The 22,980-nt window shown below is 69.3% G+C and carries 18 protein-coding genes; 9 read left to right on the forward strand and 9 right to left on the reverse strand.

The features are described 5' to 3' along the window. Window positions 1–147: 147 nt before the first annotated feature. From AC3DEV_RS00990 to ccsB, 4 genes are all read left to right on the forward strand, one after another. Window positions 148–1,110, forward strand: coding sequence for a formate/nitrite transporter family protein (locus AC3DEV_RS00990; protein ID WP_488371008.1), 963 nt, complete (start codon window positions 148–150; stop codon window positions 1,108–1,110). Between the two features lie 94 nt (window positions 1,111–1,204). Beyond that, entirely contained in the window at window positions 1,205–1,654 is a 450-nt protein-coding gene (gene cynS / locus AC3DEV_RS00995) for a cyanase (RefSeq protein ID WP_488371009.1), read from the forward strand. A 202-nt stretch (window positions 1,655–1,856) separates the two neighbouring features. Next, a complete protein-coding gene (resB, locus tag AC3DEV_RS01000) occupies window positions 1,857–3,518 on the forward strand; it encodes a cytochrome c biogenesis protein ResB (RefSeq protein ID WP_488371010.1) in 1,662 nt (553 codons plus the stop codon). Next, a complete protein-coding gene (gene ccsB, locus AC3DEV_RS01005) occupies window positions 3,515–4,513 on the forward strand; it encodes a c-type cytochrome biogenesis protein CcsB (RefSeq protein ID WP_488371011.1) in 999 nt (332 codons plus the stop codon). Before resB ends, ccsB begins: the two co-directional genes overlap by 4 nt. A 584-nt stretch (window positions 4,514–5,097) precedes the next feature. Here ccsB and AC3DEV_RS01010 read toward each other — a convergent pair. Further along, window positions 5,098–6,831, reverse strand: coding sequence for a helix-turn-helix domain-containing protein (locus AC3DEV_RS01010; RefSeq protein ID WP_488371012.1), 1,734 nt, complete (start codon window positions 6,829–6,831; stop codon window positions 5,098–5,100). A 14-nt stretch (window positions 6,832–6,845) separates the two neighbouring features. Beyond that, on the reverse strand, window positions 6,846–7,652 hold the full coding sequence (locus AC3DEV_RS01015; protein ID WP_488371013.1) for an enoyl-CoA hydratase/isomerase family protein: 807 nt from the start codon (window positions 7,650–7,652) through the stop codon (window positions 6,846–6,848). 67 nt (window positions 7,653–7,719) lie between these two features. Between AC3DEV_RS01015 and AC3DEV_RS01020 the strand changes: the two genes are divergently transcribed. From AC3DEV_RS01020 to AC3DEV_RS01030, 3 genes are read left to right on the forward strand one after another with little or no spacing between them, the layout of a single operon-like run. Then, on the forward strand, window positions 7,720–9,474 hold the full coding sequence (locus AC3DEV_RS01020; protein ID WP_488371014.1) for an AMP-binding protein: 1,755 nt from the start codon (window positions 7,720–7,722) through the stop codon (window positions 9,472–9,474). Then, window positions 9,471–11,078, forward strand: coding sequence for a sodium:solute symporter family transporter (locus AC3DEV_RS01025; RefSeq protein ID WP_488371015.1), 1,608 nt, complete (start codon window positions 9,471–9,473; stop codon window positions 11,076–11,078). The genes AC3DEV_RS01020 and AC3DEV_RS01025 overlap by 4 nt, the downstream gene beginning before the upstream one ends. After that, on the forward strand, window positions 11,071–11,508 hold the full coding sequence (locus tag AC3DEV_RS01030) for a hypothetical protein (RefSeq protein WP_120286010.1): 438 nt from the start codon (window positions 11,071–11,073) through the stop codon (window positions 11,506–11,508). Before AC3DEV_RS01025 ends, AC3DEV_RS01030 begins: the two co-directional genes overlap by 8 nt. 411 nt (window positions 11,509–11,919) lie before the next feature. Here AC3DEV_RS01030 and AC3DEV_RS01035 read toward each other — a convergent pair whose 3' ends face one another. Next, window positions 11,920–12,477, reverse strand: coding sequence for a hypothetical protein (locus tag AC3DEV_RS01035; RefSeq protein WP_488371016.1), 558 nt, complete (start codon window positions 12,475–12,477; stop codon window positions 11,920–11,922). 387 nt (window positions 12,478–12,864) lie between these two features. Here AC3DEV_RS01035 and AC3DEV_RS01040 point away from each other — a divergent pair, with 387 nt between their 5' ends. After that, entirely contained in the window at window positions 12,865–13,407 is a 543-nt protein-coding gene (locus AC3DEV_RS01040; RefSeq protein WP_488371017.1) for a DUF6328 family protein, read from the forward strand. Window positions 13,408–13,892: 485 nt separating this feature from the next. On the opposite strand, the gene AC3DEV_RS01045 is transcribed toward AC3DEV_RS01040, so the two are convergent. The 4 genes from AC3DEV_RS01045 to AC3DEV_RS01060 all read right to left on the reverse strand — a co-directional run bounded on the left by AC3DEV_RS01045 (window position 13,893) and on the right by AC3DEV_RS01060 (window position 18,404). After that, window positions 13,893–14,579 carry a hypothetical protein gene (locus AC3DEV_RS01045; protein ID WP_488371018.1) on the reverse strand — a complete coding sequence of 229 codons (687 nt, stop codon included), beginning with the start codon at window positions 14,577–14,579 and terminating at the stop codon, window positions 13,893–13,895. Window positions 14,580–14,692: 113 nt separating this feature from the next. Then, entirely contained in the window at window positions 14,693–17,338 is a 2,646-nt protein-coding gene (locus AC3DEV_RS01050) for an ATP-dependent DNA ligase (RefSeq protein ID WP_488371019.1), read from the reverse strand. Between the two features lie 109 nt (window positions 17,339–17,447). Next, on the reverse strand, window positions 17,448–18,149 hold the full coding sequence (locus tag AC3DEV_RS01055) for a DUF981 family protein (RefSeq protein WP_488371020.1): 702 nt from the start codon (window positions 18,147–18,149) through the stop codon (window positions 17,448–17,450). Between the two features lie 6 nt (window positions 18,150–18,155). Then, on the reverse strand, window positions 18,156–18,404 hold the full coding sequence (locus tag AC3DEV_RS01060; protein ID WP_488371021.1) for a hypothetical protein: 249 nt from the start codon (window positions 18,402–18,404) through the stop codon (window positions 18,156–18,158). Window positions 18,405–18,607: 203 nt separating this feature from the next. Here AC3DEV_RS01060 and AC3DEV_RS01065 point away from each other — a divergent pair, with 203 nt between their 5' ends. Beyond that, complete coding sequence (locus AC3DEV_RS01065) at window positions 18,608–19,015, forward strand: DUF6328 family protein (protein WP_241729324.1); 408 nt, start codon at window positions 18,608–18,610, stop codon at window positions 19,013–19,015. A 265-nt stretch (window positions 19,016–19,280) separates the two neighbouring features. Here AC3DEV_RS01065 and AC3DEV_RS01070 read toward each other — a convergent pair whose 3' ends face one another. Both AC3DEV_RS01070 and AC3DEV_RS01075 read right to left on the reverse strand, forming a co-directional pair. Then, window positions 19,281–21,983 carry a LuxR C-terminal-related transcriptional regulator gene (locus AC3DEV_RS01070; RefSeq protein ID WP_488371022.1) on the reverse strand — a complete coding sequence of 901 codons (2,703 nt, stop codon included), beginning with the start codon at window positions 21,981–21,983 and terminating at the stop codon, window positions 19,281–19,283. Between the two features lie 175 nt (window positions 21,984–22,158). Next, window positions 22,159–22,704, reverse strand: coding sequence for a hypothetical protein (locus tag AC3DEV_RS01075; protein ID WP_488371023.1), 546 nt, complete (start codon window positions 22,702–22,704; stop codon window positions 22,159–22,161). Window positions 22,705–22,980: the final 276 nt, after the last annotated feature.

The raw sequence follows: 22,980 nt of genomic DNA on the forward strand, positions 1-22,980 counted from the left end.
TCGGCCGGGCGGCGCCGGCCTCACGGGCGATCCCCCGCGCGGTGAGCAAAGGGTAACCAGCCCACACAACGAGGTCACTGCCCAGACACACAGACCTCCCAGACTTGTCGCGGTACGACCACCACCGCCGCACAGCTGGAGGCACCCGTGTCCTACGTCCAACCCCAGGACTTCACCCGCGCGATGATCGACGCCGGGGCGAAGAAGGTCCACATGTCCACCCGCGACACACTCATCCGCGGATTCATGGCCGGCGCGATCCTCGCGCTCGCGGCGGCATTCGCCGTCACCGTCACCGTCCAGACCGGCAGTGCACTCCTCGGGGCGGTGCTCTTCCCGGTGGGCTTCATCCTCCTGTACCTGCTGGGCTTCGACCTGCTCACAGGCGTGTTCACCCTCGTGCCCCTGGCCCTGCTCGACAGACGCCGCGGCGTCACGGTCGGGGGCATGCTGCGCAACTGGGGACTGGTCTTCGTCGGCAACTTCGCCGGCGCTCTCACCGTGGCGTTCCTCATCGCGTTCATCACCACCTACGGGTTCAACGTCGCCCCGGACGAGGTGGGCCAGCGGCTCGGCGAGATCGGTGAATCCCGGACGCTGGGCTACGCCGAGCACGGTGCAGCCGGGATGCTGACACTGTTCTTCCGCGGCGTGCTGTGCAACTGGATGGTCTCCACCGGTGTGGTCGCCGCCATGATGTCCACCAGCGTCAGCGGCAAGGCACTGACCATGTGGATGCCCGTGATGCTGTTCTTCTACATGGGCTTCGAGCACTCTGTGGTCAACATGTTCCTGTTCCCGACCGGCCTGATGCTGGGCGGCGACTTCTCCCTCGGCGACTACCTCGTGTGGAACGAGATCCCGACCGTCGCCGGCAACCTCGTTGGCGGGCTGCTGTTCGTGGGCCTGACCCTCTACGTCACCCACGCGCGCACCAAGGCCCGGCGGACGTCGTCCCCTGACACGGACACGGCAACGGTCGGTGCTCCGGACACCGACAGCGAGCCCGCCACCACCGAGCGAGCCACCACCGAGCGCGCCAACACCGAGCTCGTGACGACCGGAACCGCCAAAACTGAGCGCACGACCACCGAGCCCGCCGCAGTCTGACCCCGCAGGGACGCCCGCCCGCCAGCCCGCGAGCACGCCCGACAGCCCGCCAGCCCACCCGCCAGCCCACCCGCCCACCGAGAGGATCCGTTCGATGACCCCCATCATGTCCAAGCACGAGGCCGCGGCGCTCGTGGACTCCGCCCGCATCCGCCAGGGCCGCACCTGGGCCGACCTGGCCGAGCATCTGGCGACCCCGCTGGTGTGGACCACCGCGGCGCTACTCGGCCAGCACCCGCTGTCGACCGAGCAGGCGCGGTCGGTGTGCGACCTCCTCGGCCTCGACGACACCGTGGCGGAGAGCCTCGCCCTGCAGCCGAGCCGCGGAACGCCGGCAGAGGTGATGGCCGATCCGACGATCTATCGGTTGACCGAGGCGATGTCGGTGTACGGCCCGGCGCTCAAGGCGCTGATCCACGAGGAGTTCGGAGACGGGATCATGAGCGCGATCAACTTCACGGTCGACATCAACCGTCGCGCCGACCCCGACGGCGACCGGGTGGTGATCACGTTGGACGGGAAGTTTCTCGACTATCGGTGGTGACGGCCCCGACCGACCAGGAACCCCCGCGGCGGGGGAGACTCCGGCGGCCGGCCGGAGACCCCCGCCACACCCGACGCGACCTCCCCGTGGTTGGCCACACCCTGCCAGGATCCGCTCAGGTTCGCCCCACTAGCCTGGGTGCGACCGGCGCCGAGTCAGGCCCCGAGCCGCCTCGGCGCGCCGCGACCCGCAGATGGACCCCATGCCCAGAACCGCTGCCGTCACCGCGTTCCTCCGCAACGCGTGGCGCACCCTCACCGCCATGCGCACGGCGCTGATCCTGCTGTTCCTGTTGGCCGTCGCCGCCATCCCGGGCGCGCTCCTGCCACAGCGCAGCCTCAACGAGGGCAACGTCAATGAGTACATCGCCGAGAACGGGTGGCTGGGCGAGACCTACGACAAGCTCCAACTGTTCGACGTCTTCAGCAGCTGGTGGTTCACCGCCATCTACGTCCTGCTGTTCGTCTCGCTGGTCGGCTGCCTCACCCCGCGCTGCTTCGAGCTGGTCCGCCAGCTGCGCACGCCCCCGCCGCTGACCCCGCGCAACCTGTCCCGCCTGCCGCACCACGCCGCGTACCGGACCACGGCCACGCCGGAGCAGGCCGCGGCCCAGATCCGTCGCGAGCTCAAGGGCCGGGTCCGCCGCAACGACGGCGACGGTCGCGTCCCCGGCACCATCGAGCTGTCCACCGAGCGCGGCTACTCGCGGGAGGTCGGCAACATCGTCTTCCACTTCGGCCTGCTGGCGCTGCTCGTCATGTTCGCGGCCGGCAAGTTCGTCTACGCCGAGGGCATGCGCGTCATCGTCGCCAACGAGGAGTCGCCGGCGTTCTGCAACACCACGCCCAGCGCGTACGACTCGTTCCGCGCTGGACTGTTGGTGGACGGCACGGACCTCGAGCAGTTCTGCATCAAGGTCTCCGACTTCCGCGCCGACTACCTGCCCAACGGTCAGGCCGAGATGTTCACCTCGAACGTGCGGTACACGGAGGAGGTCACCACGACCGACCCCGACACGTGGGAGCCGTTCGAGATGCGGGTCAACCACCCGCTGCGCATCGGTTCCACCCGCGTCTACCTGCAGGGTCACGGCTTCGCGCCGACGTTCACGGTGACGTACCCGAACGGCGAGACCCGCACGGACACCCAGCACTGGTCACCGACCGAGCTGCAGACGTTCCTGTCCTCGGGCATCATGCGCTTCGACCCGCCCGCTGGCATGTACCCCGATCTGGCCGAGCGGCGGACGCAGCAGATCGCCATCCAGGGCCTGTTCGCGCCGACCGCGCAGTTCGAGGGCACCCTGCTGAGCTCGCGGTTCCCGCGCATGGACGACCCGGCGGTGGCGATCGACGTCTACCGCGGGGACGCCGGCCTGGACACGGGCCGCCCGCAGTCGGTCTTCTCGCTCGAGCCGGACCTCATCGAGTCCGGCGCGCTCAACCGCGAGGCCCGCGTCAACCTCAAGCCCGGCGAATCCACCACCCTCCCCGACGGCACCGAGGTGCGGTTCGACGGCGCCGAGGAGTTCGTCAACATCCAGGTCTCCTCCGACCCCACGCAGATCTGGGTCGGAGTGTCCGCCGCCGTGATGATGGCGGGCCTGGTGCTCAGCCTGATGGTGCGGCGCCGGAGGATCTGGGCGCGGGTGAGTGTCGACGACGACGAGGTCACCCGTGTCGATCTGGGTGGCCTGGCCAAGACGGACCGATCGGGCTGGGGGAGCGAGTTCGACGAGCTCCGGGACCGGCTGGTCTCGGCGGCGGCTGCCACACCCGTGTTGCCGGGTGAGGCCGACACGGGCCACACTTCAACTAGTCGCGGTACCGCCGCCGACGCTGCGCGGAAGGACGACACCCGGTGATCACTTCGACCCTCGCACAGGGCCTGCCCATCGACGAGACGCTGGCCACCTACTCGGACCTGGCGTTCCGGACGGCCTTCGGGATCTACGTACTGGCGCTGATCGCGTCGCTGATCTACTACGCGGGTTTCCGCGTGGCCAAGGTCTCGGAGAAGGAGCTGGTCACGGCCGGCGGGACCGGGCTGACCGAGTCGCGGTCCCTCACCGACACCGGCGACGAGGAGCGGGCCTCGGCCGGAAACGTGCGCTGGGCGCGGATCGCGCAGCTGTTCGTGGTGCTCGGGTTCGTGTTCCACGCCGCGTCGCTCGTGCTGCGCGGACTGTCCACGGAGCGGTTCCCGTGGGGCAACATGTACGAGTTCATCCTTGGCTCCACGCTGTTGGCGATGGCGGCCGGGCTGATCTGGCTGCGCAAGCCCGCGCTGCAGGTGGTGTGGCCGTTCATGTTGGTGCCGATCCTGGTGCTGCTGTTCTTCGGCGGGACGCACCTGTACTCCGACGCCGCTCCCGTGGTGCCGGCGCTGCGCTCGTACTGGCTGCCGATCCACGTGTCGATCATCGCGCTGGGCTCGGGCATCCTGCTCATCCCCGGTGTCGTGTCGATCATGTACCTCATCCGCGTGTGGCAGCCGCAGGGGCAGGAGCACGGGTGGGGCGCCCGCCTGGCCCGTCCACTGCCGGCCGCCGAGACCCTCGACCGCCTCGCGTACCGCACCACGGTCATCGGCTTCCCGGTCTTCGGCGTGGGCATCCTGCTCGGCGCCGTGTGGGCCGAGAGCGCGTGGGGCCGCTTCTGGGGCTGGGACCCCAAGGAGACGGTGTCGTTCATCTCCTGGGTGCTCTACGCGGGCTACCTGCACGCCCGTGCGACCAGCGGCTGGGGCCCCAAGAAGGCGGCGTGGATCAACATCGCCGGCTTCGCTGTGCTGGTGTTCAACCTGTTTTTCATCAACATCGTGGTCTCGGGCCTGCACTCCTACGCCGGGCTGAACTGACGCCCGGGTCGGGCCACCCCTGATGCCCGAGCCGGGGTCCCGCTGCCGCCCGGCCCGGCCGCGGGCCCGCTCCCGCGGATGGCGTCTCGCGGGCGCGCCTGACCACCCACTCTGCCGGCGCTCCTCGCCATGGCGTCTGGCCTGCACCTAGGTGCGCGCGAGACGCCATGGTGAGGAGCGGCTCTCAATGAGCGAGTGGATAATGTCGGCTGAGGGATCCGCCAGCAGGTGCACGACCCGGCCCAGCCCCGCGGACCCTGCGTTCTGCGCACCGGGTGGGCGGACCCGACTCGGCGACCATCCGATCGATCGCCACCTACGCGAAGAGCAACTCCCCGGCAGTCGGCCCGGTGGTCGTGCCGGGCCGCGGTTACGCGTCCTGAATGGACCAAACCCAGCGCGCGGCCCAGCCGAATTCGAGCGAAGAGGACGCGCAACCGTCGAGGGGCGTGCGAGTTGGGCATCGGCCGGGGCTGCGCGACGCGCACCCGCACCCGCACCCGCACGCGCACCCGCAGCTGGACGCGCACCCGCAGCTGGACGCGTGTTGCTCACGCCCCGCGCGGTTCGTACTCCCGCGGCGTTCACGCCCCCCGCAACTCCGCCAATCGCAGCGCCAGCCGCAGCTCCAGCGCCCGGTCGCCGCGGCGCCAGCCGGTGCCCAGCACGTGGTCCAGTCGGTCGAGCCGCTGGTACACGGTGTTGACGTGCACGAACAGCCGCTCGGAGGTGGCGGAGGGGCTGCCGTCGGCGCCGAACCACGCCTCGAGCGTCTCGAGTAGCGCGGTGCCGCGGGTGCGGTCGAAGTCGCGCACCGGGCCGAGGTTGCGCTCGATGAACTGCGTGACGAACTCGCGGTCGACCTCGCTGAACAGCAACCCGTACAGCCCGAGTTCCTCGGTGGCGGCACCGTCGCCGGCCCGGTCGAGCGCGATGAGCAGTCGTGCGGCGCGTCCGGCCCGCTCGACGTGGTCGCCCACCTCCGCGAGCCCGGCGATGCCGGCGATCGGTCCGGCGGCGCCGACGGTCGCCCGGTGCGCGGCCAGTCGGGCGGCGACGTCGCGGGCGGTGGCACCGGCGTCGGTGCCGGGGAGCAGCATCACGCCGCGGTCGCCGTAGGTGGTGACCAGCCCGTCGTCGGCGCGGGCGAGGGAGCGGCACTCGGTTTCCAGCGCCCGCGTCATCCGGGCCTCGGCGGGCGTGATCACCAGCGCCACGAGGTCGGCGTCCACGTCCACCCCGAGCAGGGCGGCTCGCCGGGCGATGGCGTCGAGGTCGTGCTCGCCGGGCGCCAGGACCTCGGCGAGCAGCTCGCCGCGGACGCGGTTGTCGGCCTCGTCGCGCGCGCGGTGCCCCAGCAGGATCAGCGCGATCACCGAGCTCACGCGCGCCAGGACGGGCCGGATGGCGGGCACGGAGCCGCGGCTGGCGAACGTGACGTACCCGAGGTGGTCGGGTCCGGTGACGACAGGGGTGACGACGACGAGGTGGCCGTCCACAGACCGGGTGACCGCACTGGTCGATCGCTCGGAATCCGTGCCGACCTCGGCCAACACCTGCCGCAGCAGGTCGGCGGGCGGTCCCTCGGGGGAGCGGGCAGAGCCGATATCCCGGTGAGCGAGGTCGAACACGGCGGCGGTGCCGCCCTCGAGGTCCACCACGAGGTCGACGATCTCGGGGACGGTGGTGCCGGCGATAACCAGCCGGGTGAGCCGTTCGTGCAGGTCGACGGTGGCGGACAGGCGCGCGGTCTCGGCGTGGGCGATGTCGAGGGCGTCGCGGGTGGAGTCGAGGTCGCGTTGGCGGCGGGAGGCGCGCTCGGCGGCGGTGAGGGCGGCGGAGACCTGGTCGGCCAGCAGGGCGACGAGGGTGATCTCGTCCTGGGAGAAGGCGCGTTCGCGCCGGTCGGAGGTGAACAGTGTCCCGGTGAGCCGGCCGTGGGTGCGCACGGGGACGCCGAGGATCGCCTTGACGCCCTCGTCGCGGATGATCGGGTCGATGACGTGGGTGTACTGCTCGTCGGCCAGGTAGTTGCGGGTCCAGCGGGGTGCCATGGCCTCGGCGACCTGCCCGCCCAGCCCGAGGCCCATGCCCAGGCGGATGGTGTCGAACCGGGGGCTGGTGGCACCCTCGGCCATCCGCATGTAGGTGTCGCCTCGCTCGGGGTCGAGCAACATGACGTACGCCAGGTCGGTGCCCACGAGTTGGCGGGCCCGGCGGATGGCGATGTGCAGCACGGCGTCCTCGTCCTCCGCCGAGGCGAGCTCGGCGGAGGCGTCGAGGATGTCGCGCAGCCCGAGGGCGAGGTCGACGGCCATGGCTCGAGCGGCGTTCAGCGGCCGGTGAACTGTGCCTTGCCGGGGCCCGAGTCCATGAACGACTGCATGCCGATCTCGCGGTCCTCGGTGGCGAAGAGCCCGGCGAACAGGGCGCGCTCGATGGCCAGGCCGGTGTCGAGGTCCACCTCGATACCGCGGTCGACGGCCTCCTTGACGGCCCGCAGCGCGATGCGGGGTCCGCCGACGAACTGCCGGGCCCACTCGAGGGCGCGGGTGGTGGCCTGCCCGTCCGGCACGACCTCCTCGACCGCGCGCAGCTCGAGGGCCTCGGTGGCGGTCAGCGTGCGGCCGGTGAGGCAGAGGTCCTTGGCCACGGCCGGGCCGACGAGCCGGGTGAGGCGCTGCGTGCCGCCGGCGCCGGGGATGATGCCGAGCAGGATCTCGGGCTGGCCGAGCTTGGCCTTGTCCTCGGCGATGCGCCGGTCGCAGCACAGGGCCAGTTCCATGCCGCCGCCCAGGGCCGCGCCGGTGATGGCGGCGACGGTGGGCTGGGGGATCGCGGCGACGGCCGTGAACGCGGACTGGAGCTCCCGGGCCTCGGCGACCATCCGGGCATACGGCATGTTCCGCATCTCCTTGATGTCGGCACCGGCGGCGAAGACGCGCTCGCTGCCGGTGAACACCACGGCGTCGACGTCGTCGCGGCCGGAGACCTCGCCGGCCACCGCGCGGAGTTCCTCCTGCATCGCGCGGGACAGGGCGTTGACCGGCGGCCGGCCCAGGGTGATCAGCGCGATGCCGTCGGTGACGTCGAGCGTGAGGAACTCGTAGGTGGACGGGGTGGATGGAGATTCAGACATGGGCACACTCCGAAGCTAGGGGAAATCTCCATTGTATGTGGTCCACACCACTCCTACGGTTCAGGGCATGCCAGACGACGTGAACGAGATCACAAGGCGGCGCCCGTGGAGTCCGCCACTGCGGCCCGAGGGCTTCCACTGGGAGATCCCGGAACGATTCAACATCGGCGCCGCGTGCATGGACCCACATCCCCAGAACGCACCCGCGATCGTGGTGGACCGCGGCGACGACCCACCGGAGATCACCACCTTCGGCGAACTCGGCGAGCGCGCCCGCCGGCACATCACGTTCCTGCGGAAGCGCGGGGTCGGCGAGGGCGACCGCGTCGCCGTGATGTGCGCGCAGTCCGCCGAGACCGCCGTCGCGCACATGGCCGCGTACCTCATGGGCGCCATCGCGGTGCCGCTGTCGGTGAAGTTCGGTCCCGAGGCGGCGCTGTTCCGCATGGGCGACTCCGGAGCGGTCGCGGCCGTGTTCGACGCCGACTGCTACGCCCGCCTGGCCGACGAACTCGCCGAGCTGCCCGAACTGCGCACCGTGCTCGTCACCGGCGATGCGGTTCCGGCCCCGGGTGGGAGCACCGGCGCGCTCACCGTGCTGCCGCTCGCGGTGACGGAGGAGGCGGACCTCGCCGTCGTCGTCGCGGACACCGGACCCGACGACCCCGCGCTGCTCATCTACACCTCCGGGACCACCGGCCAGCCCAAGGGCGCGCTCCACGGGCACCGGGTCGTACTGGGCCACATGCCCGGCGTGGTCCGCGCGCTCGACGGGTTCCCGCGCGGCGCCGCGGACGCCGAGCCCGCCGAGCCAGGCGAGTCCGGCGAGTCCGGCGACGTGTTCTGGACGCCCGCGGACTGGGCGTGGGCCGGCGGGCTGCTCGACGTGCTGCTGCCCAGCCTCTACAGCGGGGTGCCCGTGGTCGCGTCGACCCGGCGGCCCAGCCCCGAGGCCGTCGAGCACATCCTGCGGCGGCACGGCGTGACCTGCTCGTTCCTGCCGCCGACCATCCTCAAGATGATGCGCGCGTCCGACGTGGACTACTCGCGCACCGGGCTGCGGGCCGCGTTCTCCGGCGGTGAGGCGCTGGGCGAGGCCGTCGCCGAGTGGGCGCGCGAGGCGCTGGGCGTGCGGGTCAACGAGATCTACGGCCAGACCGAATGCAATCTCATCGTGGGCACCTGCCACGCCGAGTTCGCGACCCCGCCCGGCTCGATGGGTCGCCCCACGCCCGGGTTCGACCTCGTGCTGCTCGACAGCCTTGGCAAGCACCTCGGCGAGCCGGTCGCGGCGGGGGAGGTCGGCGAGATCTGCGTGCGACTGCCCAGCCCGAACGCCTTCCTGCGCTACTGGAACGCGCCCGAGAAGACCGCGGAGAAGACCGCCGACGGCGTCCTGCACACCGGGGACCTCGCGAAGGTCGACGACGAGGGGAACTTCTGGTTCTCCGGCCGCAACGACGACCTCATCTCGTCGGCCGGCTACCGCGTGGGCCCCGGCGAGATCGAGGACCAGATCCTGCGCCACCCGTCCGTCGAGATGGTGGCCGTGATCGGCGTGCCCGATGAGCTGCGCGGAGAGGCGATCGTCGCGTACGTCGTCCCCGCGGAGGGAGTCGACCGCACCGCCGAGCACACCGCCGACCTCGCCGCCGAGATCCAGGCCTTCGTCAAACAGCGCCTGGCCTTCTACCAATACCCGCGGGAGGTCGTCTTCCTCGACGAACTCCCCACCACCAACACCGGCAAGATCCGCCGCGCGCAGCTGCGCGCTAGTCATCCAGCGCACTCCGTGACACCCACTGAAGAGGACACGAAATGAACAATCCCGTAGTGATAGGCGTGGTCATCGTCTATTTCGTGCTCATGTTCGCCATCGGCGCCTGGGCCAACACCAAGATGAAGTCGGCCAAGGAATTCCTCGTGGCGGGCCAGTCGCTGGGCTTCTTCGTGATGGCCATCGCCAGCTTCTCGTCCATCCAGTCCGGCTGGGGCATGGTCGGCGGCACCGGGCAGACGTACGCGTGGGGCTTCCAGGCACTCATCGCCGTCGGACTGTTCGCGCCGTTCGGCTTCGCCGTCGCCTGGTTCCTCCTCGGTAGTCGTCTGAACTGGATCGGCAAGAAGCACAGCGTCTACTCGGTGCCCGACCTCATCCGTATCCGCTTCCAGGACCGCACCTCCCACGCCACCATGTCGGCCGCGGTGTTCATCGCCTCGGTCGCCTACATGACAGCGCAGGTCACGGCGATCGGCGTGATCATCTCCCTGCTGCTGGGCACGTCGGTGTCGACCAGCGCGTGGATCGGCTCGCTCGTCGTGGCCGCCTACACGATGGCCGGAGGCATGCTCGCGGCCGTGTGGACCGACCTCATCCAGGGCGTGCTCATGGTGGTCATGTCCGTCGGGCTGTTCTTCTTCGCCGTCCAGATGGCCGGTGGCTGGGTGCCCATGCTCGACACCATCTCCACCACCAGCGCCGAGATGCTGGCGATCGAGGGCGTGAAGTCGCCCACCTACATCTTCGCCTTCGGCCTGTTGATCTTCGTCGGCGCCGTGGGTCAGCCGCAGCTGCTCACCAAGTTCCTCATGCTCCGTGACATGACGCAGCTCAAGTGGGGCGCCGCGGTCGCCGGCATCGCCTACGCGGTGACCACCCTGTTCTCGGTCGGCATCGGCCTGGCCACCCGCTCGATGACCATCACCGGCGACGCCCCCGAGCTGGAGAACATCGACGACACCGCCATCTGGTTCCTCGACTCGGTCACGCACCCGATCGTCGGCGGCATCGCGCTGACCGGCCTACTCGCCGCGATCATGTCCTCGGCCTCCAGCTTCATCACCATCGGCGCCTCGTCGATGATGCGCGACCTGCCCGCCGCGTTCGGCGTCCGCGTGGTCCGTGAACTGCTATGGAGCCGGATCGCCACGCTGACACTGGTCGTGCTCTCGGTGCTGCTCACCCTGTTCCTGTCGCAGGTGGTGTTCCTGCTCGGCGCGCTGGGTTGGGCCGCGTTCGCGGCGGCGATCGTCGGCCCGGTGGTCATGTCGATCTACTGGGAGCGCGCCACCGCGACGGCCGCCACCGTGACCGTCGTCTTTGCGATCCTCGGCAACCTCATCATCAGCTCCCTGGCCGCCCGCGACATCATCTCGCTGCCGGAGTACATGCAGGTCGGCGGCATCTCGCTGCTCGTGTCGATCCTGCTGTTCTACGTGGTCTCGCTGGTCACCTCCAACCGCCACCCCGACGCGACCCTGGCGTTCCTCTACGGCGGCCCGGGCACCGGCACCGACCGTCCGCTCGCCGGCTCGACCGCCGCTGCTCCCGCGTCCGGCGCCGCCGCCGCCACGGCTCCCGCCTCCAGTTCGGCTCCCGCGACCAGCCCGGCTGCCCCGTCCACCGAAAGGCCCGACCATGTCTGATCTCGCCGCACTCGACCGCGCCGGCGTCCCCATGCCCGAGCACAAGCGGGCCGGCACCCTGATCCACGTGTTCGTCGGCGTAGCCGCCTTCGCACTGCTCGGCATGATCTTCGACGTGTGGCAGATGGTGTTCCTCGCCGTCCCGCTGTTCGCCGTGACCACCATGCTGCTGGGCTCACTGCGCTCCAACGGCACCTGGGACAAGGCCTCCTCGATGGCGATCGTGGCCTACTGCGCGGGACTGGCCGTGCTGGTCCTGTGGTCGGTGCTCTCCGAGGCCGGCGATTCCACCCTCTGGGGCCTGTCGATGGCGATGGGCGTGATCGTCTACTTCGTCTGGCCCTACACGGCCGTCGGCGCGGGGCTGCTGTACGCGTTCGTCTTCGACCGCACCATCGACGAGAAGCGGTTGGCGGCGGTCACCGGCTGACCGCCTCGCCCCCCATAACGAACGCTCGCCTCGGCACTCGCCGGGGCGAGCGTTCATGTGTGGGGGCGGGCACCTCACCGTGGGCTGCGCGAGGCCATCGGGGTAGTACGACGACGACAACGGCCGCCACCGCCCCCGCACGCAGTCGCTCGCTCCGGCCGAACCGGTAGCGTCGGCAGGCCACGGGAGTGAACGCGACCTCGCGCCCGGCGGCGCAGAGCGTTACCGTGAGTGCGGAATCGGAGGTGGGTATGGCGGCGGAAGAGCAAGAGAATTATCGGCCAGGCTCGCCTGAAGGATCCCACAACACTCGTGGACCTACTGACCGATGACGACGGCGATGACACTGAGCTCGAGCCAGGCCGACTCGGCCTCACGAGGCGTACCGCTGACCTGTAGCAGCGGCACTCGTCACAGCTGTCCGAGCAGCTCCTTCCACACCGGCCGCCAGTAGGCGATCGCCTCGGCCGAGTCGAGCTTGGTGTGCGCCAGCCCCACGCTGGCCTTGCTACCGGAGCTGCCGCCGGCCTTGTCGCTGAAGTTGATCGCCACGCGTGTGCCGTCGGCCAGCGGGACGCGCCAGTAGCGCCACTTCTCCGACCGCGTCACCGACGGCTCGCCCTCCACCGGGATCCCGCCGAACTCCTCGCGCCCGGCGACGAGCTCGGTCCACGCCTGCAGTGCCGAGTCCTTGTCCCCGGCGACCGTCCGCGAGGTGGAGAGCTGGAAGTCGCCGTCGCAGGACTGCCCCGGGACCCGCAGGCCGGCGTGCTGCTCGTAGGCGATTGCCGTGCCCTGCGCCCACCACTCGGCCCGTTCCACCGACCCGGGCATGTGCTCGAGCGTCAGCTGGGCGATCGCGGTGTGGTTCTTCTCCCGCGCCCCGGCCTGCTCGAGCAGTTCGACCCACTCGACCCACGGGCGGCCGGTGGCGGAGGCGATGGCGGCGGTGTTGGACGGCTTGACCATGTCCTCATCGTGCCGCACCGCCGGGCCCGCGGTCGCCGATCCACGCCGCTGTTTCGCGTCCCACAACTGATAGCCGCGCTGACCTGCGATGCCCTGCAGACCCCGTTCAGGGCACCGCAGGTCAGCGGCCCGGGCGGGCCCGCAGCCGACGTCCGGACCTGAGTCGGACCTCCTCAGTGCCCCGGATCCGACGACCGGGACTCGTTGACCAGCGTGGCTGGGTGCTCGCCGTGCTCCCCGGCGATGCGAGGTGGAAGCGTTCCCGGCTGCGGTGTCCGCTGAGCCGAACCGGCAGGGTGGGTGAATTACCGGATAGATCCCGCCGCCGCATCGTGCCGACCACGATGGAGTACACGCGGGGAGAGGACACTCGGCGAGAGGAGCGTCATGCACGTCGACGGAGTCGGGGAACCCAACGGGGCTGAGCGCAACGAAACCGGGCGAAACGGGGCTGAGCGCAACGAAACCGAGGCGCAGCGCATCGACCGCAACTGGATCGAGCTGCTGCAGGAGTTGCGCATCGTCCAGACCGGCGGCCAGGTGCTCACCGGCTTCCTGCTGGTGGTGCCTTTCCAGGGCCGATTCGTGGAGATCAGCGGTGGCGCGCGTGCCCTCTACCTGGTGGTCTTGTCACTCGCGCTGACCTCGTCGGTCATCTTGTTGGCCCCGGTGATGATCCACCGTGCGGTGTTCCGGTCGCATCGCAAGGACCGGGTGCTCCGGGTGTCCGCGACGCTCGCCCGTGTCGGTCTGGCGATTCTGGCGGTGGCGATGGTCGGCCTGGTCGCGCTCGTCTTCACGCTGGTGCTGGGTGCGGTGTGGGGTGCCGTGGCGGCGGCGGTGATGGCGGTGCTCGTCGTCGTCATGTTCTTCGTGGTCCCCGCCCGCCTCCGCCACCAGGCCGCGACGAACCCGTACGTCTCCGGCTGAACGCCGGGCCTGGCCGGGCCTGGGGGCCGAAGCGCAGAACGGCGCCCGCCGGGGCAGCGGGGGCACAGCTGAGGTAGGAGATCCTCGGACTCTGCTATCGGACTATCAGGCCGCCACGGGGGCGATTCCCAGGATGTCGGAACACACTTGGTCCAGCGGGCCGGAGGCCGTCTGGCTCACCGAGCAGGAGGTAGGGCCATGTCCGAGATGGTGTTCTGGTGGTGGGATCGGGTGCTCTGGGAGTTCAGTAGGTTCGTGCGCGGTTCGCTCGGGTATCCCGAGTCGGGCTCGGTGGGTCCCCGCGTCATCACCGTCTGATGTGAAGCGCGCCGGTTCCGCACGCGGGTGGGACTGACAGAGACTGTGACGACGACGAGGTCAGCTCCAGCTACCGCCAGCGTCCCACCCGCTGTGCGGAACCGGCGGGCACGAGCGGCCCCGACCACGATCCCCCGTGGCCGGGGCCGCTTCCCGCGCGACGGTGTCTATGCCTCTGCGATGTCGGTGGTCGTCAGCTTGGTGCCGGTGGGCGTGGTGGCGGACTCTCCGGTGGTGGGGGCCGCCGCCGGGCTCGTCGTCACGGCGACGGTGGTCAGCGGCGGCAGGTCGAAGATCCACCCGGCGGTGCCGTCGGGCCGGAGCATGGCCTGCTGCGCGGAGTCGTCGAGTTGGAAGGCGATGACGATCTCGTAGTCCCGTCCCGGTGACAGGGGAGTGGTCGTCGAGTTGGCGGCCTGCTCGCAGTCCGAGTTGAGCGTCGTGGCCTCGCGGGTGGACCCGCCGGCGCGGACCTCGGCGAAGTCGTCCGCGGCGACGGACGTCCACCTGTCGGGGCCCGCTTCGGCGGAGGTGGTGATGCTCAGCGTGAGCTCGACTCCGCAGCCGGGCGTCCGCACGATGTCCTCGACCTTCGCGGTGCCCAGTTCGACGCCGTCGCGGTTCACGATTGCGAACTCCCGCCCCACGCGCACCGACTCGGGATCCTGCGGCCCCTCGGCCACGGCGGTCTGCTCGGTGGTCTCGCTGGGGTCGGTGATCGCGGCTCCTGTTGACTGGTCAGCGGTACCAGAAGTGGGCCCCCCGTGCTCCGCTGGCGCATCTGCGGCTTGGTCCGGCGTCGTCGTGGGGAGGAGCGTCGCGTCGCCTTCGGCAAGCGGCGGAGGGTACGCCAAGTCAGATCTCTACCTCGATCTCCGGGCCGGAGCGTCGATCGGCGGCGCCGCAGGTATCACCGCGCGGGTATGACGACGAGGGCCGGTCGCCTCCGCCAACCCCCGCAGCGCCCTTACAGATCCCCGGGCAGCTTGTCGCGCCGGATGTCGCGCCAGGAGGACTGGCGCATGTGGCCGTCCTCGGTGAACCCCTGGTGGCGGACCTCCACGACGAGCTTGGGCAGAACCCAGTTGGCGTCGCGGCGGGCGTCGGCGGGCAGTTGCTCGACGAACGGGCTGGTCTTGCGCTTGAGTGGCTCGAGCTCGTCGAGCAGCGCGCGGGCCTGCTTGTCGGAGAAGCCGGTGCCCACACGGCCGATGTAGGTGAGGCCCGTCTCGGCGGGTAGGCCGAGCAGCAGCGAGCCCAGTGAGCCGGAGCGCCCGCCCTTGCCCGGCCGCCAGCCGCCCACCACGGCCTCGGTGGTGGTGAGCAGCTTCTCCTTGAGCCACGCCTTGGACCGCCGCCCCGACTCGTAGCGGGAGTCCCGGCGTTTGGCGACGATGCCCTCCCAGCCGAACTCCTCCGCCTCGGCCAGCGCGCGGTCGCCGGGGCCGTCAAGCACCTCCGGGACGTGCACCCGATCCACGCCGGTCAGCGCCGGGGTGAGCAGGTCCAGCACCTCCCGTCGTCGCTCCCACGCCTGCGTCCGCAGGTCCACGCCGTCGACCTCCAGCACGTCAAAGACGAACAGCTCGACGGCGGGCAGCGACGAGTCCTGCCCTTCCGCCGCGGCCTGTTTGGCGAGCGACGCGAAGTCCGGGACGCCGTCGGAGCCCAGGATCACCAGCTCGGCGTCGATCACCGCGGGCCGCTCGAGCGCGTCGGCCAGCCCGGGGAAGCCGTCGGTCAGCCAGTCCATCGAGTTGCCGTTGCGGCTGACCAGGCGTGCCTGCCCGCCGGCGCCGCTGGTCGCGATGGTTACCCGGTAGCCGTCCCACTTGCCCTCGAACGCCCACTTGTCGTCGGGCAGCTCGGTCACCGTGGCGGCGGTGGGGATCATCGGCAGCGGGGGAGCGTCGGGGCGGTCGGCCGTGTCCGAGTCGCGGGACGACGTCTTGTCCGAGTCGCGGGACGACGCCTTGCCCGAGCCGCGGGACGAGCCGCCCGACCGCGCCCGCTTATCGCCCTCGGGATACGACGACTTCGGGTTGTCGCGCCCGCCGTAGAAGGAGTCCGGCGACTGGTCCTTCATGTACTGCACGATCCACTGGTTCTTCTCCGCGCTGGTGCGCACGAGCACGTAGCGGCCGGAGACCTTCTCGCCGTGCAGCCACACGATGATCTCGTCGGAGCGCCATTTCTCGCACTCGTACCAGCCGCGGTCCCAGATGGTCATGTGGCCGGCGCCATACTCCCCTTTGGGGATGGTGCCTTCGAACGTCTCGTAGCCGAGTGGGTGGTCCTCGGTGTTGACGGCCAGCCGCCGGTCCTTGGGCTCGGTCGGCAGGTTCTTGGGCACGGCCCACGACGCCAGCACCCCGTGGTGCTCCAGCCGCAGGTCGAAGTGCAGGCGGCGGGCGTGGTGCTCCTGGATCACGAAGATCGGTCCGTCGACGTCGTCGCGATCGGTCTCGACCTCGCCTTCGAACGGCTCCGGCGTGTTGCGGCGATCCCGCTTGCGCCGGTACTCGGCCAGGCTGGTGACGACGGCGTCGTCGCTGGTGGGTTCGGCGTCGCAGCCCTCGACGTCCGTGGAGTGAGCGGCGTCGGAGCCGTCGGTGGAATCGGTGTCGGCGGGCTCGGGGTCCTCGTCATCGGACGACGACGACGAGCCCTTCTTGCTGCCACCCGATTTCTTCGCCCGCGATGCCGAACCGGTGGAGGAGGTCGACTTCTCCTGGGCTGTGCCTTCGAGCCCGTCGAGGAGGTCGCCGTCGGAGTCCAGGCGCTTGAGGACTTCGTCCCAGTGCAGATGCGCCAGGCCACCGTCGCCGAGTTCCTCCCACGAGCGGGGAGCGGCGACCCACGGTTCGGCCCGGCCGCGCAGGGAGTACGGCGCGACGGTGGTTTTGGCGCCGCTGTTCTGGCTCCAGTCGACGAACACCTTGCCGTCGCGGATGGAGCGCTTCATGGTGGCGGTGACCAGGTCGGGGGTCTGCTTGGCGAGCGACTGCGCGATCTGCTTGGCGACCTTGGAGGCGCTGGCGGCGGTGACGGCCTTGTCCAGGCGGGCGTAGAGGTGGATGCCCTTGGACCCGCTGGTGACAGGGAAGGAGTCGAGCCCAGCCGCAGAGAGCAGGTCGCGGACGCGGAGGGCCACCTTCGCCGTCGTATCCAGATCCACGTCCTCGCCCGGATCGAGGTCGATCACGATCCGACGCGTCCGGCCCGGTTCGTCGTTCTCCAGGGTCCACTGCGGCACGTGCAGCTCGAGCGCGGCCTGCTGCGCGAACCACGCGAGCGTGGCGGGGGAGTCGAGCACCGGGTAGCGGACGGTGCGCGAGGAGTGCTCGATCGCCACGCGCGGCACCCAGTCGGGCGCGTGGGAGGGGAGGTTCTTCTCGAAGAAGGACTTGTCATCGGTGCCGTCGGGCCAGCGCTTGCGCGTCACCGGCCGCCGCCCCGCGTACGTCATGAGCAGCGGGGCGACGGCCAGGTAGTACTCCAGCACATCGGCCTTGGTGGTGCCGGTGGCCTCGTAGAGCACCTTGTCGGCGTGGGTGAACCGGATGGTCCGCCCGTCGACCTCGACCGACTCCTTAGAACCCTTGCTCGCCATGGGTCCACTCTGGCACTTTGGTCTGACACTGGCGACCGGCCAGAGGATGGCTTACGACGCTTCCGGTTCCGAAGTGCACCGCGACGAGCAATGCGAACCCTGATCTGTGCTATGGGTGCATGACGTCCGGATTATTGAACGGGTACGGGAAGAACCCGACGTGACCGTAAAAGAGCGTCAGGCCGAGCAGTATCCATGCCATGCCGAACACCCAGGCCAGCACAATAAAGATGCGGCTGACCAACTTGTTGGTCAACGCGAATGGCGACAGTATTGCCGCGATGCCGGTGAAGACGTACATGGAGAAGACCATGAGCGGCTCGATCAGGGAACCGGAGAGAAGTCGGGCGATTGGCTCAACCTCCGGCGGGCGCCACTGACCGAAGTGCAGACCAGCAATGCCGAACAGGATCAGACCAAAGCCACCGACGGCTGCAATGTAAAGCAGGGGGCGGAGAGTGCCGACCAGGTCCATTGCCCGGATACCGCGGTCCGCACGGTCTTCTGCGCGCAGGATGGCGAGGCCTGCGATCAATGTCAGTATCCCGTAGAAGGCAGCCGGCTCGCCAAAGGTGACGTTATCGACTGCGCAGCAGAAGACACCGTCGATCTGCTCGAGTGGCCAGGTCAGGGTCATGTGCAGGCCGGTGGCCCCCAAGAATGCACCGGAAAAGATGAATCCCCAGCCGAAACCGGCCACAGACCGGCCGGTGTTTGTCTGCATTACGCGCAGGAACAGCACGGCGAGAATCAAGATGATGCCCACCGCGAGGCCCATCGTTGTGTTGTAAGTAATGCCTTGCATCAACATGGCGCGCTACTGCCTTTCTGCCAGAATAATCTGGCGGATGGACATCACGGCGATGGCGGCCGAGAAACTGATTACCCAGGCGAGCGCGCCTACGTCCTGCCCGGTCGCACCGTCGATAGTCACCCAGAGGATGCCGCCCACGATAACGCCCACCACTATTATCGCCCAGGTCGCTTTGACCAGGGTAGAAGACCATTGCATGGCCTTTTGTTCTATTTCGACGGTAAAGGTGCCGCCGTCCACTCGATTAGCCATGAAACTCCTTTGAACGGGAGCGATCGAATTCAGCTCCAGAAAAGCCGCGTGCCGAATGTGGATGAGGTTACCAACAATCTAAAATTTGCGGCAGCCTTGCGCTTTGCGCCGTTGTCTCTGCGTGGGCGCCGAGCGCACCGCGGTCAGCCGAGGGAATCGATCAGCTATCCCACAAAGGGCAGCCACGCGGTGAGAGGACCGGCATGCACGGTGAGGCAGACGGAGAACGCAACGAGACCGAGGCTCAGCGGATCGACCGCAGGATAGAGCTGCTCCAGGAACTGCGCATCGTCCAGACCGGCGGCCAGGTGCTGACCGGCTTTCTGCTGGTGCTGCCCTTCCAGGAGCGGTTTTCCGAGATCGGCGGAGGTGGCCGGGTGCTCTACCCGGTGGTCCTGTCGCTCGCTCTGGTCTCGACCGTGATCCTATTGGCGCCGGTCATGATTCATCGCGCGGTGTTCCACTCCCACCGCAAGGACCTGGTCCTGCGACTGTCGGCGACGCTCGCCCGCGTCGGATTGGCGATCCTGTCAATCGCGTTGATCGGCCTGGTGGCTCTGATCTTCACGTTGGTCCTCGGAGCCGTTTGGGGTCCGTGGCTGCTGCCGTGATGGCCGTGCTGGTCGTGGCGATGCTCATGGTGGTTCCCGCCCGGATGCGTCGACACGCCGCGACGAATCCGTACGTCGGTGAGTGACGGGCGTGCTGTGAAGATCCTCGAAACGTGGCCGGGGGCGACCGCCATCGTCGCCGTCTTCAATACGATCGCCGCGATCCCCCAGCCCGCCTGATCTCACCTGCCCGCCCTCAACCGCACCACCGGAGACCCGCCCACCGGCAGCGCCAGCCGGCACTCTCGCACGCCCACACGCGAAGTCAACCCCGCCGTCGCACAACAGCAGCAGTCCTCCCGGTCCGTGAATCACCGGGGCTAATGGGTGCCCTGCTAAGGATTTGTCCGTCCGGGGTGAGGCAGCCGACGTCCAGGCCCAGTGTCTCGGCCAGGCCGTCGCGACCGCTGATACCGAGCTTGGAGAAGGCGTGGCCGAGGTGATTCTCCACGGTCTTGGTGGCGAGCCCGAGCTTGCGCGCGATGGCCGGGTTGCTGAGCCCCTCCGCCGCCAGTACCGCGATCTCCTCCTCACGGGCGCTGAGCACCACGGGCAGCCAGCACCGTGGTCGGGTGAGTCCGGGGACGGACCCGGCGAGGCGTCGGGCGCGGGCGCCGAACGCAGCGGCGGCCGGATCGCCGCACGAGTAAGCGGTCCTTGCGGCGAGCGCCCACATATCCGCGGCCCGCGCCGGTCGTGATGGGGCGATCGTGTCTGCAACTCGTCCGAGCTCTGTGGGCTCGCTCCGCGCGGCCCGGGCTCCGGCTCGCAGCGCCTGAGCCGACGGCGACGTCGGCGGCGGAAGGGCAGGTAGTACGTTGTCGAGCTCGTCGAGCTGCCCGGCTCCGAGCAGATCCAAGCCCGTCTCTACTGCGCTCAACCAGTCCTGGCGCGACGCCGCGACTTCGGCCGCGCGACGCCACGTGCGTCTCGCCTCGTCGGAGACCCCGGCCAGGGAGCGTACGCGTGCCTCGGCCCGCAGCAATTCCGGTGTGAACAGGCTGAAGTCGGGCTGCCGGTGGTCGACGATGCGGGCGAGCCGCTCCTCGAGGTCGCTGCGACCAAGGTCCGTCGCGGCGACCAGTGCGGCGATCTCGCACCATTCGGCGTACCCGGGGAGCTCCGCTTCGTGGAACGCGGCGGCGGCGCTGCGGGTGAAGGCCTTCTCCGCCTCGGCCGGTCGGTCGGTGAGCAGGGCGACGGCCCCGCGCGCGAAGTCGGCGAACGCCCCGGCGATCGGTGACGACAGCGTGAGGTCGAGCCGGGACAGCCGGCCGATGATCTCGTCGGCGGCGGTTCGGTGTCCGAGTCGGGCCAGTGCCATCGCCTCTGCGTGGACGACGATCTCCGGGGTGGTCACGGCAAGTACGTCGGGGTCGTCAAACAGTGCCGACATCCGGGCGGACAGCTTGACGACGTCGCCGGGCCGGTCGAGGTGGACGAGGCAACGGGAGGCGACCACGGCGGCGCTCGCTTGCACGTCAGGGGCAGTCACTGTGTCGAGCAGCGGAGCAGTGATTGCGGTTGCCGCCGACAGGTCGCCGTCGCAGAACAGGCCGGTCGCGACCTGGGTCTGCAGGAGGTGGCCCGAGGGGTTGTCAGTGAACTCCGCAGCGGCCTCTGCAAGAACGCGCTGTGCCGAGGCCTGGTCGCCGAGTTGCGCCCGGAGGCACTCCGCGCGGCGCGCAGCTGCCTTCGCTTTGATGATCGCTGGGACGTCTGCTCGTTTGATGTCCCGGTACAGGGCTACGGCGCGGCGGGCGTCCCCCAGCTGTTCGTGGCATCGTGCCGCGAGAAGCCCCGCCCTGCCCCGATTCTCCCACCCGGGGTCGGCTTGTTCCCAGGCGTGAGTGGCGAGTTCGACGGCGAGTTGCGGCTGTCGCCCGGCGAATGCGGTGCTCGCAGCCGACAGTGCCTCTTCCGGCAGGGTGTGCCGGCCGGACTCGCGGCGCCAGACCGCTAGGCGAAGGTCCGTCCCGGCGTCGCGTGGTCCGGACTCCACCGAGTCGATGAGGGTCGAGAGCAGTCTGCGACGACGCCTCACGCCGAGATCAGCGGCGAGCCAGTCTCGATACACAGGATGCGCCAGCTTGACGGTGTCGGTGTCGTCCGGAGGTGCCAGAAGTTCGGCATCCTCGAGTTCCTCCGCGGCAGCCTCCGGGCCAAGCAGTGCGAGCACGTCAGGCGGCACAGGTCCGGCCACGGCCAAGAGGTCCGCGAGCTCCCGCGCCGCGGCGGACAAAGACGCGAAGCGCCGACGCAGCATGTTCTTGAGTAGGGGCGTGCCCTCGGGCGGGCGTCGGAAGGACCATAGGTCGTAGTCCGCGGACAGCGCCCCCGAGCGGACGGAGCCTTCGACGAGGTGGCGCAGGTACAGGAGGTTGCCTTCGCTGGCCCGTCGCAGATGTTCGACGGCGGCAGTGCTGACGGCGGGGACCAACGCGCGCCGGAGGATTTCCTCGACTTCGTCCGGAGTTGCGTCGGGGACCTGAATCCACGCGGTGCCCTCCCGGCGGATCGCAGACTGGAAAGCCGCGGGAAGAGTGCGCCCCTCCCTGACTACGAGGACCATGCGCAGGTCGTGGACCTCCGAGCAGTGATGGAGAGCCGTTGCGGACACCTCGTCCAGGTCGTGTGCATCGTCGATGACGATCGTGTCGAGCTTGCGACGCAGAACCATCTGACTCAGCGCAGCAATAAGCCCCGCCGTCGGGAAGACGGTGTCCCGGCTCTGGACCAATGCAGAGATCGCAGCTCCCGGGATCGCCGGGAATGTGGGAGTGCCCGCGATCCTCGCCAACCCCGGGAGCTCCGCAGTGAGATCAGTTACGAGCCGGGTCTTGCCTACGCCCGAGCGACCGGAGACAACGATGGTCCGTCTCGACTCCAGCGCCCGGGTGAGCTCCGACGAGATCTCTGTGCGATCGATGAGTGGCCAGACGAAGTCCCGGCCAGACGTCTGCGCCATGCCTCACCCCGCCCACGCTCACCTTTTTCTTAAGCGTAGGCGTGGCGAGGCGGGAGGCCAAGTGCACGTTGGTCGAGGTTGGAGACTGCAGTCTCAGTCCTCCGGAAGTAGGTGAGCGCCTTACTCTAGGTGGCATCGGGTCGTGGCCGGGGTAGGTGAAGCTCTGGTGTCGGCGTCAGGAGCCGAACAGGGCTGTTACCGAACCGAGGTCAAGTGAACCGATGGGTCCCGTCTCCGCTGGGTCGGTCGATTCGGTAGTGGTATCGAATTCGACTTCGAGGTAATGCTCAGGACTGGCGACATATCCCAATTCGCCGCAGCGCGAGGCCAACGCGACCGGGCGGGGGCTGCGGATTGAAAAGGCACGGTTGTATTTTTCGCCCTCAGCAACATCGAACCCCACACTTGATGGAGTGGGGAGGTTCGACGACACGTAGGTGGAGAAGGCCGAGGCGATCTCGACGGGATCGGTCAGGTCCTTAACGATGTCCCGTAGTTCGGAGGCCCTCTCAGGGCTATAGAAGTAAACCCAGCACGTGAGCGTCATGTCAGTTTGATTGTGATACTCGAACAACACCTTGTCGGGGTCGGTGTCGTCGAGGAGCGTCAGGGTGGACGGGCTATTGAACGGGTTGTGGTCCTGAGCGGACGCGATGGGGGCTGACGCCCCCGCGATGACCACGGCGAGGGTCGCTGGGAGAAGGAAAGGCGCAATACGCATCGGAGTTACTCCTTGGTGGGCCGTCGACGAGAAAGTCGAACAGTGGGGCGTCGGAATGGAACAAACGCTAGGAGTAGCGGCGCGCCAGCGGGACCCCCAGCCGACTCAGCGGACGGGATTGGGGGTGTCGATCGGCGTCATTGGGGGTGTCGACCGGCGTCAGTGGGGTGCCACTCTCATGCGCCACCAATCCGGCGTCCTGGGTCCGGTGGCGTCGGCCCCGACGGTGTGGCGCACGCTTGATGAGGTCACCGCCCCGCGATCCCCCAGCCCCGC

The organism is Dietzia sp. IBK-p2-15D, assembly GCF_057773105.1.